Source organism: Agathobaculum sp. LCP25S3_E8 (genome assembly GCF_052117165.1).
Taxonomy (GTDB): domain Bacteria; phylum Bacillota; class Clostridia; order Oscillospirales; family Butyricicoccaceae; genus Agathobaculum.
On sequence record NZ_JBQKJR010000074.1, the window covers coordinates 1 to 12,100 of the forward strand.

Here is a 12,100-nt window from a genome sequence, read left to right on the forward strand (position 1 = left end):
CTGCCGCAGTTTTCCTGCGTTCCGCTACGCTCCACTTCGGAAAACTGCGCTGTATTACCATGCTTTTCAGATTTTGGGTGTTTCCAGACTGCACATTTCTTGACATTTCCATCTCATATCTTTTTCTCCAAGCAATATCGCAACCTCACCCGTAATGTTAACCCACTTGATGAAGTCCCATGTGTTATTGCCAGAGTAAAAGATCGCAAATATCGACCACAAATTTGTATAAGTTCTCAAATGCGGTTATTCAACTGAGACTTACCTGACGAACTCCGTTACGATTCTTTGATATCAAGATCCCATACGGCGCGGCCATTGCTGGCGATAACCTTACGGTACCAGTCGAAGGATTTTTTGCGGTAGCGCTTGAGTGTACCGCTGCCATCGTCGTTTTTGTCTACATAGACAAGACCATATCGTTTGCGCATTTCGCCAGTGGTGAACGACACCGGATCAATACAGCCCCAGACCGTATAGCCGATCAGGTCAACACCGTCGATCTCAACCGCTTTCATCATCTCCTGAATATGCGCTTTCAAATAGTCGATGCGGTAGGGATCATCGACCTGCCCGTTTTGCAGCTCATCATAAGCGCCCAGACCGTTTTCTACAATGAACAGCGGGCAGCGGTAACGATCCTGCAGTTCAATGAGGAAATAGCGCAGCCCCTTGGCGTCAATCGTCCAGCCCCAGTCGCTGGCTTTGAGATAGGGGTTGTCAACAGTATTGGTTCCGGCAGCGTTTAAGTCGCCAGTTCGCGCGACCGTTTCATCTGCAGTGACCACACAAGTATAGTAATAGCTGAAACCGACAAATTGCACCTTGCCTTTGGCGATCCAGTTCAAATCCTCCTGCGTGATGTCCAACTGATAGTTCTGCCGCTGCCAATACTGACGAATATACGATGGATAGTAGCCCCATACCTGCACATCCGAGAAAAAGTATTGCTTTCGGTTCTGACGTTGCGCTTCCAAAATATCATCCGGATTGCACGAAAGTGGATAATGCGGCTGTGCAGCCACCATGCAACCGATTTGCAGTGCGGGGTCAAGTCTCGCCGCATAGTCAACCACCATCGCACCGGCGACAAACTGATAGTGCGCCGCCTGATAGACCACCTGTTCACGGTTATCCGCCGGTGTAAAGAGAATGCCCGAATTGGTGAAGGCATAAATCGGATTGTCCACCAAAATCTGATTATTGATTTCGTTAAAAGTCATCCAATATTTTACCTTGGTGTGATACCGCTGTAAACATGTAAAGGCGAACCGAGTGAAAAAATCGATACACGCACGGCTACGCCAGCCGCCATACTGCTCAATCAAGTGATAAGGCATTTCAAAATGGGACAACGTGATTACCGGCTGGATCCCCTTGGACAACATATAATCGAATAGCTGATCATAAAATGCCAAACCTGTCTCATTAGGCTGCTGCTCATCGCCGTTGGGAAAAATACGCGTCCACGCGATCGAGGTGCGCAGACAACGGAATCCCATTTCAGCAAACAGGTCAATATCCTCGCGGAAATGATGGTAGAAGTCGATTGCCTCGTGATTGGGATAATATTTGTCTGGCTGTATGCCTGCGGTAATTTCGCGTGGGATGTCCCGCGTGCCCGCAGTCATCACATCTGCCGCACTAATGCCCTTGCCTCCTTCACGATAAGCGCCTTCCACCTGATGAGCAGCCAACGCGCCGCCCCACAAAAAGTCTTTTTTCATGCTTATGCATTAACCTCCAGCATAGCCTCTCCGGCCGTCACCTGCGCTCCATGCGCTAACCGGCAGGTGACCGACATCTGATCGGTATTGGTTACAAGTACAGGGGTAGTCAGTAGATAGCCAGCTTTCCGAATCTGCTCGATGTCGCATTCCAGTAGCAGTTGTCCCTTTTTAACCGTCTCGCCGTCCTTTACATGCACCGTGAAATACTTTCCATTCAGCTCAACCGTATTCAAGCCGACATGTATCAGCAATTCCGCACCGTTTTCGCACTGCATGCCGATTGCATGTTTGGTTGGAAACACTGTGGTGATCTGACCATCGGCCGGCGCATAAATCTTGCCATCTGTCGGCAGAATGGCTACACCTTTGCCGACCGCCCCCTGCGCAAACGCTTCGTCCTCAACCTTCTCCAGCGCGATCACCTTGCCGTTTGCCGGTGCAGCAATGGTCATCGCCTTCATTTCTTTCGAAGCCTGCTGCACCTCCGGCAGCGATGCAGCATCCGGTGATTGAAAATCTGCGCTATCCTCCGCCGGAATGCCCCAGAAGTAGGTCAGTAACAGGCCAATCACCAATGCGGTCGCACAGCCGATGAGGAAGGGAACAAACGGAGAATAGGTCATCATTGCAACCGAGAACAGGTTATGAAACACATAGGCGTTCATCGTAACATGGAACAGTCCATTGATTGCGCCACCAATGCCGCCCGCAATGGCAACAATCACCATCAGCCGCTTATAGCACATGATAATACCATACAAGATAGGCTCGGTTACGCCTGCAAGCAAACCGGTCAAGATAGCCGGACCGGCAATCCCGCGGATTTTGGAGCCCTTGCGGCCCTTAAGATAAGCACCAATGGCAATGCCGACTTCTGCATAAACACAGCAAACCGCTGCACCTTCGATCACGTCACCGCCAAACTGACTCAGGTTTTGCAAGGTGATGGGCGTGAAGCCCCAGTGCAGGCCAAGGATGGTAAGGAACGGATAGGTCGCGCCCAACACCAAGCCGGCAAGCAGATTGCTGAAATCAAACAGCATGGCAATAAAGCCCGACACCAGATTACCAATGGTCGTACCAAACGGCCCGAACACCAAAATAGCCATCGGGACAAGCACCAACAAGCAGATCATCGGTACAAGGAACATTTGCAGTTCCTGCTTGATGATTTTGCGCAGCTGCTTATCCAAAAACGCGTAGACAAACGAGATAATGAAGATCGGGAACACGGTGGTGGCGTAGTCTACCGGCACGACACTGATGCCGAGGAAGTTGACCCCTTCCTGTCCAATCAAACCAGTAAAAGACGGTTCGAGCAGCGCCGCACCGATTGCGCCACCGACATACATATTACCGCCGAACTGTTTGGACAGCGTAATGCCCAGAAAAATGGGCATGAAATAGAATACAGAATTGCCCGCCGCCGAGAGAATTGCGTAGGTCGAGCTGGCATCTGACAGCAGGCCGAACTCGACTAATACCATCAGCAGTGCCTTAATCATGCCTGCACCAGCCAGCAGAGGAATCAGGGGCGAAAAGGCACCCGAAATAACTTTCAGAAGAGAAAACTTCTGTTTACTGTCGTCCGATTTCTTACTTCCCTCTAGATTGATCAACGGCATAAGCGCCGCAAAATATTCGGTCACCTTGGGACCGATGACGATCTGGTATTGCCCGCCGCTGATGACGACCGAAAGCACGTAAGGCTTCGCTTCAATCTCCTTTTTCTGTGCCAAACTCTCGTCCTTCAGTTCAAACCGAAGACGGGTCGCACAATGCACCAGCTGGTTGACGTTTTCCTTGCCGCCCACCAGCGCCAACAATTCTTTTGCTTCTTTTTCCAGCATGGTTGTTCTCCTTTTCTTTTTTACCCAGCCGACCTTTTCTCTCAAGAGCTCTCTTGAATTGCATTATAGCGTATTTGTGCAGTTTGGAAAGGCATTTTGCGTACAAAGCAACAGCGTTACACTTTTCCCATCCGCTGGAAGCGGTCAAGGTGTAACGCTGTAAACTGGTTTGTATTATTCAGCAAAAAGTTCGCTGTGTCGCTGGTATAGCTGTAAGGCACGATCGTAGTTGTTACGTAGAAGGATGGAGACCAGCAGATCTAAAATATAGGATACAGAGGTGTGGAACATGGCATCACCGAGCTGAATAACATTTTCCTTGTAGGCACATAGCAACACGGCATCCGCATATTTGGTAATAGGAGCCTGCGGGTTACCTGTGATACAGATGATAAAATGATCCTTTTTGTGCAGATTGGCGAGTGCGCGGCACAAATGCGCGTCCATGCCCATACGCGAAATGGCAATGACAATCGAACGCTCGACGTAATATTCGTATAGTAACATTTTGTCAACTGCAGAATAAACATTTGAGCTGACGCCGGCCTGAATGAAATTGTGCGAGGCATATTCGCCGATTGCACGATTGGCATCGAAGCCAAAGAAATCAATTACATTATATTTTGTAAATGCAGCTTGAATTTTTTCAAGCGTCTCAGTCGACAGCATTTCCTTGGTTTCAAACAGACTTTTTTCATGCAGTGAAGAAATTTTGTTAATTAGTGACAGGATATGCTCTTTTCTCTCTACTTCTACACGCTCAAACTGACTTTCCTTGATGTCGGTTAGCAGATGAAGCTTGAAGTCCTGAAAGCCGTCATAGCCGATTTTTTTGACGAACCTTACAATGACAGTCGCGCTGGTGAAGGTTTCGCTCGCCAGCTCACGCGTGGTCATTTTGAGCACGGCTTCACAATTGCGTAAAATATAGTCGGCGATCTCACATTCCCGTTCGGTGAAATGATCTTTGCGTTCCAATTTCTGCAGCAGTTCCATTCAGGCTACTCCTCCTGCTCGTTGCTTTATCCTTATTATATCGGTAAGCAGTACTTCTGGCAAGAGCACGATCTATTCCTGTAAGTCTGTCAAGCATTGGTTGCAAAAGTGAACATTTTCCTTTGTGCATCAGCTTATTCTTTTTCGATATCTGCGCGATCCAGCAACGGATTCACCCGCAGTGCTGTCTCCGGCTCGCTGATATACAATTCCTCGCATTCACGCTGCGCTTCGATAAGCGTGTTGATTGCCTGTTCAGTTGCGCGATACAGCGTGAAATACATCTTTTTATAATCCGGCATACTATCACCTCAAAACCCATAATAACCTAAAACAGGTTAAAAGTAAATAACCTGTTTCAGGTTATGGCATACTCACCTTGAGGTGAATGCCATGAACAGATTGCGAGACTTGCGAGAAGATGCAGACTTGAATCAGACACAGGTTGCCAAATTTCTGGGGATGTCACAAACAGGATATTCCAAGTACGAGACCGGAGAAAATGATATTCCTACACAGGTTTTGATTAAGCTAGCTGGGTTTTATCAAACCACAACGGATTACATTCTGGGGATCAGCGATCGTCGAGACCCAATTTAATAGGAACGCGGCATGGATTTTCCATGCCGCTTTCTTGTTACTCTGCCCTTGACCGACACACCCCAACCCGCGCTTTTGGCGGCAGCACGCGCAACACCCACTGCTGAAAATCCCACGCTATGATACGCACCGGACATTCTGGATCAGGCTCCTGCGCGCGATATTCCAGCAGCTTCATCCATTGCCCCTGAAGCAAAGAGATGGTAACGCCTGACTTGGCCTTCTCCTTTTCTCCCATCTGCGCAATGCCGGCGCGCCAGTCTTTCCGGTCGAAGTGCTGGACGACGGCTTGTGCCGACCCATCAAGCGGCAACAGGATCGCGTTGTCTTCCCATGGGATAGGGAAGTTCAGTCTCATGTGCCAGAGTGCACGGGGGTTCTTTTTTCAGCGCCCAGATCAAAAACCGGGATTTTGCCGGGCCGGATACAGATCACGGTCTGATCTCTGTCGCTCCAGCAGCTCGTCTGGACATTGGAGCAGTAGATGCCGCTGTCGCTGGTCGGCAGATACCACTCAATGGCATTCAGCACCGCGCGCGTTTCCAGATTATCGTGATCCTGCACATCGGCGGGCTGATGCGAGGCGGCATAGCAATGGTAAAACACAACCGTACACGCCTGGAACCGGAACCGCGGCAGGCGGATGCCCGGCGCGCCAGCAGCCGGTTCAGTGGCTCGCACACGAACTCGGTGCTGCTGCTTCGTTTAGACAGGCGCAGCGGCAGCCGGATTGTCACCGAACCGTCTTTCTGTACGGCCAGTTCGTAGCCGTGCGGCATGCCGCCCCGGTGCGATCGAGCATGGATATCTCCTCCTCTCTGCTCTTTTGGTTCGAAAACGCGAAAATCATTACCGCCCAATGTTTTGCGATTTACCGCATGGTTTTGCGGGCGAAAAAGTTCTGTTTCTTCGCGTTGCCAACTTAGCCTACTCTGCTGTCTGCCGGCCGATCCATGCAAGAACTTTGTCCTTAGGCGCCAATTTTCGTTTTCCGATATGCAATGTCGGAAAGTCGGCACGGTTCAAAAGCTGGTACACGCCCGACCGTGAAATACCGAGCAGCATCGGGGTAGTCCTCATATGCGATCCGTTTTATGTTCATCCCTCTTCTCAGTTGAAAATTAGATTGTTTAGTCTTTTATGGAACTATAATTCTACAAAACCATAATAACATCTTGAGATGATTCGTTAATGGATGCATAATTATTTTATAAATAAATCTTTCTATATGGAGGTGGATGATTTCCGTGTACCAGATCATTCCGTCCGAGTGTCATCTTCGCGTATTTGTTACGGCAAAGCAGGAGATTTTTGAATTTTTCGACAATGCAAAACATATGCTGCATCGGCACACCTTTTCTTATGGGGAAAGCATCATCCAATTGCTGGAGATCTGGAAGGAAACTGATGAACCCCTTTTGCAGGAAGCCTATGAATATCTGAAAAAGCGCGCGCAGGTCGGAGAGGAAAACATGGGGGAATGGAATGAAATACTGTTCCGTTTTCAGCATGTGGATAATCCGTTCCTCTATCTGCTGGTCATGCAGCTTGCGCCGTTGCTGCTCAAATGCTTCTACGATATCGATCCTGCCATTGTCACCGAGTTCCGCGAGGAACTGGACAAGGTCAGGGCAGATGCTCACACGCTGCTGTACGATTGCCTGAATCCGGAAACAGCGGATATCTGCCGCCGGTATTGGGAGATCTGGGGGCGTACACCCATGCGTTTGCCTTCCATCCGCACAGAATTACTTCCTGCCCGCACGCGCGCAGCCTATAACGGCTGGATCTCGCCGGCCGAGAATACGGATCCGGAATACCTTTACAGTACACAGCAGGAGATGATACTGGCAGAGGTCTGTTATCCCCGATCTGTACAGGAACTATATGTTTTCCTCAAGTCCACCTATCTGCGCCGTGCGGTACGCTTCAAAGAATGCCGGCTGTGCGGCAAGCTGTTTGCCGCAACGGACGGTGACCGGACAGAATACTGCTCCCGTGAATATGAAAAAGGCAAAACCTGTCGAGAGGTCGGTGCTTCGCGTGTCTATCAGAAAAAGCTGCTCGGTAACCCGATCACCCGTGCCTACAACCGCGCCTACAAGACCCACAACGCCCGCATCCGCTACAGCACGATGACGCGCGAGGAATTCAATGCTTGGACGGAAGAAGCAAAGAAGCACCGTGATGCTTGTCAAGCTGGCGAAATCTCGCTGGAACGCTTTGAGGAATGGCTGAAACAATGAAGGAAACAGAAACCTGTTTTCTGTTTTCAAATACAACGAGAGGAGCGTGCGATATATGAGTACGCGGGATTCCCGCGGTACCTCTGGCGGCGGCAATATCCGACCGCGTCCCGACGGGCGCTGGGAAGGCCGCTACACAGTATGTATCGATCCGGGCACCGGAAAGCCAATCCAGAAATCCATCTATGGCAAAACAAAAAGGAGGTGCGAGAGCGTTTACGCAAAATCACATCTGAAATCGACGAGGGAGGTCGGCGCGTTTCTGCGCGCGATTGAAGGACACCGCTTTGCGTCGCTCTATCTGGTCGACCTGTTCACCGGAATGCGGCAGGGCGAAAAGCGCAGAACGAAATGCGCCTGCGTGCCGGTGCCGCTTGGCATAACGACGAAGAACTGGTATTTACCGAAGAACTCGGACGCCCGCTCAGTCGGCGCACGGTATACAAAAACTTCAAGCAGATCGCAAACCAGCTTTATCTCCCTAATCTTCGCTTCCACGATTTACGGCATACATTTGCCACCATCTCGTTTCAGTCCGGCGATGATCCCAAGACCGTACAGGAGAATCTCGGGCATCATTCGGCTGCTTTCACACTGGATGTATATGGTCATGTGACCGACCGCATGAAGCGCGAAAGCGCCGAGCACATGGAGCGCTTCATCCACTCCACCATCGCCCGATAAGGGTAAAAATAAGGGTCAAACCGCGATAGCAAAAATGTGAATTCGAAAATAAGTTCTAAAGATGACTTTAGCTATAAAAAATACGGTATTAAACCAAAGTTTAATACCGTATTTCTGGCGGAGAGTCAGGGATTTGAAAATCAAAAATGCGATTTTTTGAACTTCTGCTGATGCAAATCCGTCTATTATGTGCAAATAATATAATTTTTCATCACCGTTGGTACATGCAATTTAGGTTCTTATCAACGTGTTTGCACTCGCCGTTGCACTCAAATCAATATAATTTCTCTCACTCTACCAGTGAACTGCCTCAGATTGTGCAAACAATACAAAAAGGACCTCTTGGTAGGAAATATTGCGTTTTAGGATGAGATGCATCCGCCAGCGGCGCCTCTCCTGTCTTTAACTGAATGCGCTGTTGTAAAAATAGATGTAACAGTCAATCATCTCATTGACCTCGAAAAATATAGCTGGTTTGTATCGGTACACGCATTCCGTTTCGAGAATCGAAAAAAAGTTTTCTGCCATTGTATTGTCACACGGTATTACTCCTTGACATAGAAGGCGTAATACCGTATTGTTGAGTCAGTTGGAAATATGCTTGAAATATGTATTGAAAGCCTTGGTCGCTGTGGAACTGCAACTCTACAGTGATCTTCTTTTTTCCCACTTTATTTTCCGATCGTCTCGTTCGTTTTACAAAGCTGTAATTGCCGCTTTGGGACACCGAAAAGAATTTGCACATAACAAACATAGGATACTTCTCCCGGTAACGGCAGATTACAACATACTTCGCCTTTGCTCTCACTTTCTTCCTCTAGATTGCAGAAAATCCCCGCAGCAAGTTGTTCTCCATGCGTAACCGTTGATTCTCGTAGGCCTGCTTTGCAACAATGTCTCCGGAGTCAGTTCCTTTGCTTGGCCGTCCCTTTGGACGTGGAGAAATACCAGCATCCATCCTTTTTTGTTTGCTACGCTCCCGCTTTAGCAGTTGCTTCACTACGTCTTTGTTTTGAATCCAAAGTGTTCTGCTATTTCTCCCGATGTTTTTCCCACTTGGATCATCGATTCAATTTCAGGCAACAGTTCTTGCACATGTATATATTTTCATGTACTCATTGCAATACCCCCTGATGTAGTTTTATTTTCCTACATCAGGAGGTATCTTGTCTATTGTCCATATTTACCGGTTCAGTTCATCAGCCTAAAAAGGCTGGTTTTTTATTTACAACATATTTCGCTTATATTTTTCCACATTTTTATGATACGTTGTCTTAGATGTGATATCGGTAAAAAGTCAAAAAATTTACGATATCAACTCCAATTACTAGAAAATACTTCGAGCAAATGATAATACATGAAAACTCTTTATACAAATGAATAGAAGTAAAAAAACGTTTTTTGCGATACGTTCATTTAAAAATACGCTAGAAGATAGAATCACCTATGTTTTTCAATATCCTTTTCCACCATTGTCATTCTATAATAGTATCGATTTATTATTTGCGTTACATAGATTCTTTTGCCATACTGATTTTACCTTATTCAATATATACCTCTTCACGATATTCTGACTTGTCGAATTCTTTCCGAAGTCTTTCCTTAAAAGAATTGTTATTATATTGACATGAATTATTCAAATTGATACGAAAATAATTTTTTTCTTGAGCCTTTAAAGCATACTCGATAACTAATTTATTTTCTCGCGTCCCTGTCTGCTTTAACTGTATTTCCATTGTTTTAATAAAATTAAATTCTCTAGCTTGAGTATACTGTCCATCTCTAAAAATAACCTTGTAATGTTCATACTGCCGTTCAAATATTCTTTTAATATTATCAAGGAATATTTGCTCTTCTTCAATTTGCTCCATATTAATTTCTTCCTTGACGTTTACTTCATGAGGAACAAATTTACCAATAGATAGTTTTACAGCGTGAGGCTGTAATCCAGAATAAAGTTCATTCCATGATTTTCTTCCCCACTCTTGTAATTCATCACACAAAAATAATATACTTGAAAAAGTAGTCAAATATATATTATAAATATCTGAACAAGTATGTGATGCCATCGCTCTTAGAATTTCTCTTCTGATATAAAACTGTCTTGCATCTTCATATTTATATTCATAATCATCATTTAAATTAAAATCAGATTCCAAAAAATACAATAACATTTTATATATAATTACAGAACTTATGATTCCATGATCAAAATGCTCTAACGACTTAGTATATTTCAAATAATACTTCGGCTGAACCCGCCCTAAATATAGATTCTTTAGGTAAGTGTCCTCTTCTGCTTCAGATTCTTCTGCTAATTTTTTTTTAAAAACCATTTTTGTGCTCATAAATTTAATTATATACTCATTTATGCTATCTTGAACTCCGCTAAACCCAAAGTTATTCCATATACTTGGATTCGGAATAAACTCTTTCATCATTTTCTGTGTCCTATCCAAAATTTGTTGAGACTTTTCCAGCGGATATCCCAAATCATGACACAACGCAACCAATGTCCACATGCTAATTTTTTCAAAAAAATTAATATTAGATTTAAATGCATCATCTGAACAACCGTCAATTGTTATCTGATCGATAAAAATCTTCTTTTCTTCTTCCATAGGTTTCAATAAGCAAAAAACTCCTAACATCCATGTGCGAACTGAATGAAAAACATGATCTCTATAATATGAGCTAGCGCCGTACAATAGGCTCTCAAACGCTGAATATCTTTCATGATATTCGTCTAATTTATCAATACCATATGCTACCGGTGTCTTATCACTGTTTTTTAAAAATGGTTCTCTAGAATCAAAAAAGCGCAAACATTTTATTGCTTTATTAATTAAACTGATCCACAATTTATCTAATTGAGCAACTTGAGAATATTCTATTGTTTCTTTCCCGTCTATAAGCAATTTCTCAAGAGCGCTTCGGATTTCTTCATCTAATGGATGCTCAAATTCATAGTTTCCAAATTCCTGTTGTTGTTTTTTAATTAACCCAGAAAATTCCTCTTCTATATCACTTATTAAGTTTTTGTCATTAATATTAAACATTTTTATCTTTCTCCTTTAAATATTTCTGTACAGGACAATTATCGCATCCACACTTCATATTCGAATATTCCTCTACTAAATCAATGCTTTTTTCTAAAAACAAAGACTTAGAAGCTATGTCCTTTACTCTTCGTTTAATTACATTGTCAGGAGGGATAAGAACATTTTTTTCATCTAAGAACTGTATATATTTGAATGCTTCACATCCAAATACACTTCCATCAAATTTTATGTATAATTTTTCTTTTACGGCATGACAATGTGTCTTTTCCTCCGGATATGACAGTGGTAATCCTATACGGATTTTTTCTCCACCTTCTTTAATAGCATGCAATTCTTCTTGAATGCTTCGCAATTCATCCTCATCTAGCATAATATTTTCTATATTCAGCTTAGCTCTACCATGCGGAACCAATCTCAAAAAACTCACACAGCATACACCCAATTCTTTCGCCAATTCAATAACACATTTTATTTCATTAAAGTTTTGCCTCATTGGCACAAAGTGGATTTCAGTTTCAATATTATACTTCTTTGCCCTTTTAATGCTTTCTAATACAAGAGGAAAATTATTCGTAGTGCCCATAATTAGATCATAGGTTTCAGGATGAGCGGCTTGAAGATTAAACATAATTCTATTTAATCCTGCTTTTTTACATTCTAGCAACATTTTATCCCCTATGGCTTCTTCTTGACCTCGTTTTCCAATTACGCCGCTGGAATATATATCTAACTTCAGTCCTTTTTGCACAGCATATCTCACTATATCAATGATATCTGTATGCAAAAATGGTTCTCCTCCTGATAAACATATGATTGTTTCCTTGGAAATGTCAAGAAATGTGCAGTCTGGAAACACCCAAAATCTGAAAAGCATGGTAATACAGCGCAGTTTTCCGAAGTGGAGCGTAGCGGAACGCAGGAAAACTGCGGCA

Annotated in this window: 13 protein-coding genes; 3 read left to right on the plus strand and 10 right to left on the minus strand. The window is 44.8% G+C overall.

Annotated features, from left to right (window positions below; translation table 11 throughout):
- Positions 1-278: 278 nt before the first annotated feature.
- From ACTQ34_RS16150 to ACTQ34_RS16165, 4 genes are all read right to left on the minus strand, one after another.
- Entirely contained in the window at positions 279-1,733 is a 1,455-nt protein-coding gene (locus ACTQ34_RS16150; protein ID WP_441364701.1) for a 6-phospho-beta-glucosidase, read from the minus strand.
- On the minus strand, positions 1,730-3,580 hold the full coding sequence (locus tag ACTQ34_RS16155; RefSeq protein ID WP_441364690.1) for a beta-glucoside-specific PTS transporter subunit IIABC: 1,851 nt from the start codon (positions 3,578-3,580) through the stop codon (positions 1,730-1,732). The genes ACTQ34_RS16150 and ACTQ34_RS16155 overlap by 4 nt, the downstream gene beginning before the upstream one ends.
- A gap of 174 nt (positions 3,581-3,754) precedes the next feature.
- Positions 3,755-4,576, minus strand: a complete 822-nt coding sequence (locus ACTQ34_RS16160; RefSeq protein ID WP_441364691.1) for a MurR/RpiR family transcriptional regulator — start codon at positions 4,574-4,576, stop codon at positions 3,755-3,757.
- 134 nt (positions 4,577-4,710) lie between these two features.
- Positions 4,711-4,878 carry a hypothetical protein gene (locus tag ACTQ34_RS16165; protein WP_441364692.1) on the minus strand — a complete coding sequence of 56 codons (168 nt, stop codon included), beginning with the start codon at positions 4,876-4,878 and terminating at the stop codon, positions 4,711-4,713.
- A 91-nt stretch (positions 4,879-4,969) separates the two neighbouring features.
- Between ACTQ34_RS16165 and ACTQ34_RS16170 the strand changes: the two genes are divergently transcribed.
- Positions 4,970-5,176, plus strand: a complete 207-nt coding sequence (locus tag ACTQ34_RS16170; RefSeq protein ID WP_441364693.1) for a helix-turn-helix domain-containing protein — start codon at positions 4,970-4,972, stop codon at positions 5,174-5,176.
- A gap of 37 nt (positions 5,177-5,213) precedes the next feature.
- Here ACTQ34_RS16170 and ACTQ34_RS16175 read toward each other — a convergent pair whose 3' ends face one another.
- The 3 genes from ACTQ34_RS16175 to ACTQ34_RS16185 all read right to left on the minus strand — a co-directional run bounded on the left by ACTQ34_RS16175 (position 5,214) and on the right by ACTQ34_RS16185 (position 6,256).
- The gene (locus ACTQ34_RS16175; protein ID WP_441364694.1) at positions 5,214-5,534 is read right to left on the minus strand and encodes a hypothetical protein; all 321 of its coding nucleotides are present in this window, start codon (positions 5,532-5,534) and stop codon (positions 5,214-5,216) included.
- Positions 5,531-5,857 (minus strand): DUF6100 family protein, encoded by a 327-nt coding sequence (locus tag ACTQ34_RS16180; protein ID WP_441364695.1) that lies wholly within the window; start codon positions 5,855-5,857, stop codon positions 5,531-5,533. Before ACTQ34_RS16180 ends, ACTQ34_RS16175 begins: the two co-directional genes overlap by 4 nt.
- Before the next feature lie 246 nt (positions 5,858-6,103).
- Complete coding sequence (locus ACTQ34_RS16185; protein WP_441364696.1) at positions 6,104-6,256, minus strand: helix-turn-helix transcriptional regulator; 153 nt, start codon at positions 6,254-6,256, stop codon at positions 6,104-6,106.
- Between the two features lie 167 nt (positions 6,257-6,423).
- Here ACTQ34_RS16185 and ACTQ34_RS16190 point away from each other — a divergent pair, with 167 nt between their 5' ends.
- Both ACTQ34_RS16190 and ACTQ34_RS16195 read left to right on the plus strand, forming a co-directional pair.
- Positions 6,424-7,422: a DUF6076 domain-containing protein gene (locus tag ACTQ34_RS16190; RefSeq protein ID WP_441364697.1), complete on the plus strand. Its 999-nt coding sequence runs from the start codon at positions 6,424-6,426 to the stop codon at positions 7,420-7,422.
- Between the two features lie 351 nt (positions 7,423-7,773).
- On the plus strand, positions 7,774-8,106 hold the full coding sequence (locus ACTQ34_RS16195) for a tyrosine-type recombinase/integrase (protein ID WP_441364698.1): 333 nt from the start codon (positions 7,774-7,776) through the stop codon (positions 8,104-8,106).
- Between the two features lie 402 nt (positions 8,107-8,508).
- On the opposite strand, the gene ACTQ34_RS16200 is transcribed toward ACTQ34_RS16195, so the two are convergent.
- The 3 genes from ACTQ34_RS16200 to ACTQ34_RS16210 form a co-directional block, all read right to left on the minus strand.
- Positions 8,509-8,634, minus strand: coding sequence for an IS3 family transposase (locus ACTQ34_RS16200; RefSeq protein ID WP_441364699.1), 126 nt, complete (start codon positions 8,632-8,634; stop codon positions 8,509-8,511).
- 1,013 nt (positions 8,635-9,647) lie between these two features.
- On the minus strand, positions 9,648-11,165 hold the full coding sequence (locus ACTQ34_RS16205) for a hypothetical protein (protein WP_441364700.1): 1,518 nt from the start codon (positions 11,163-11,165) through the stop codon (positions 9,648-9,650).
- On the minus strand, positions 11,158-12,042 hold the full coding sequence (locus tag ACTQ34_RS16210; protein ID WP_441364702.1) for a radical SAM protein: 885 nt from the start codon (positions 12,040-12,042) through the stop codon (positions 11,158-11,160). The genes ACTQ34_RS16205 and ACTQ34_RS16210 overlap by 8 nt, the downstream gene beginning before the upstream one ends.
- Positions 12,043-12,100: the final 58 nt, after the last annotated feature.

Coding starts and splice junctions, on each gene's coding strand:
- ACTQ34_RS16155 (WP_441364690.1), bottom strand. CDS start 3,580: ATGCTGGAAAAAGAAGCAAAAGAATTGTTGGCGCTGGTGGGCGGCAAG.
- ACTQ34_RS16160 (WP_441364691.1), bottom strand. CDS start 4,576: ATGGAACTGCTGCAGAAATTGGAACGCAAAGATCATTTCACCGAACGG.
- ACTQ34_RS16165 (WP_441364692.1), bottom strand. CDS start 4,878: ATGCCGGATTATAAAAAGATGTATTTCACGCTGTATCGCGCAACTGAA.
- ACTQ34_RS16170 (WP_441364693.1), top strand. CDS start 4,970: ATGAACAGATTGCGAGACTTGCGAGAAGATGCAGACTTGAATCAGACA.
- ACTQ34_RS16175 (WP_441364694.1), bottom strand. CDS start 5,534: ATGAGACTGAACTTCCCTATCCCATGGGAAGACAACGCGATCCTGTTG.
- ACTQ34_RS16185 (WP_441364696.1), bottom strand. CDS start 6,256: ATGAGGACTACCCCGATGCTGCTCGGTATTTCACGGTCGGGCGTGTAC.
- ACTQ34_RS16195 (WP_441364698.1), top strand. CDS start 7,774: ATGCGCCTGCGTGCCGGTGCCGCTTGGCATAACGACGAAGAACTGGTA.
- ACTQ34_RS16200 (WP_441364699.1), bottom strand. CDS start 8,634: ATGGCAGAAAACTTTTTTTCGATTCTCGAAACGGAATGCGTGTACCGA.
- ACTQ34_RS16205 (WP_441364700.1), bottom strand. CDS start 11,165: ATGTTTAATATTAATGACAAAAACTTAATAAGTGATATAGAAGAGGAA.
- ACTQ34_RS16210 (WP_441364702.1), bottom strand. CDS start 12,042: ATGCTTTTCAGATTTTGGGTGTTTCCAGACTGCACATTTCTTGACATT.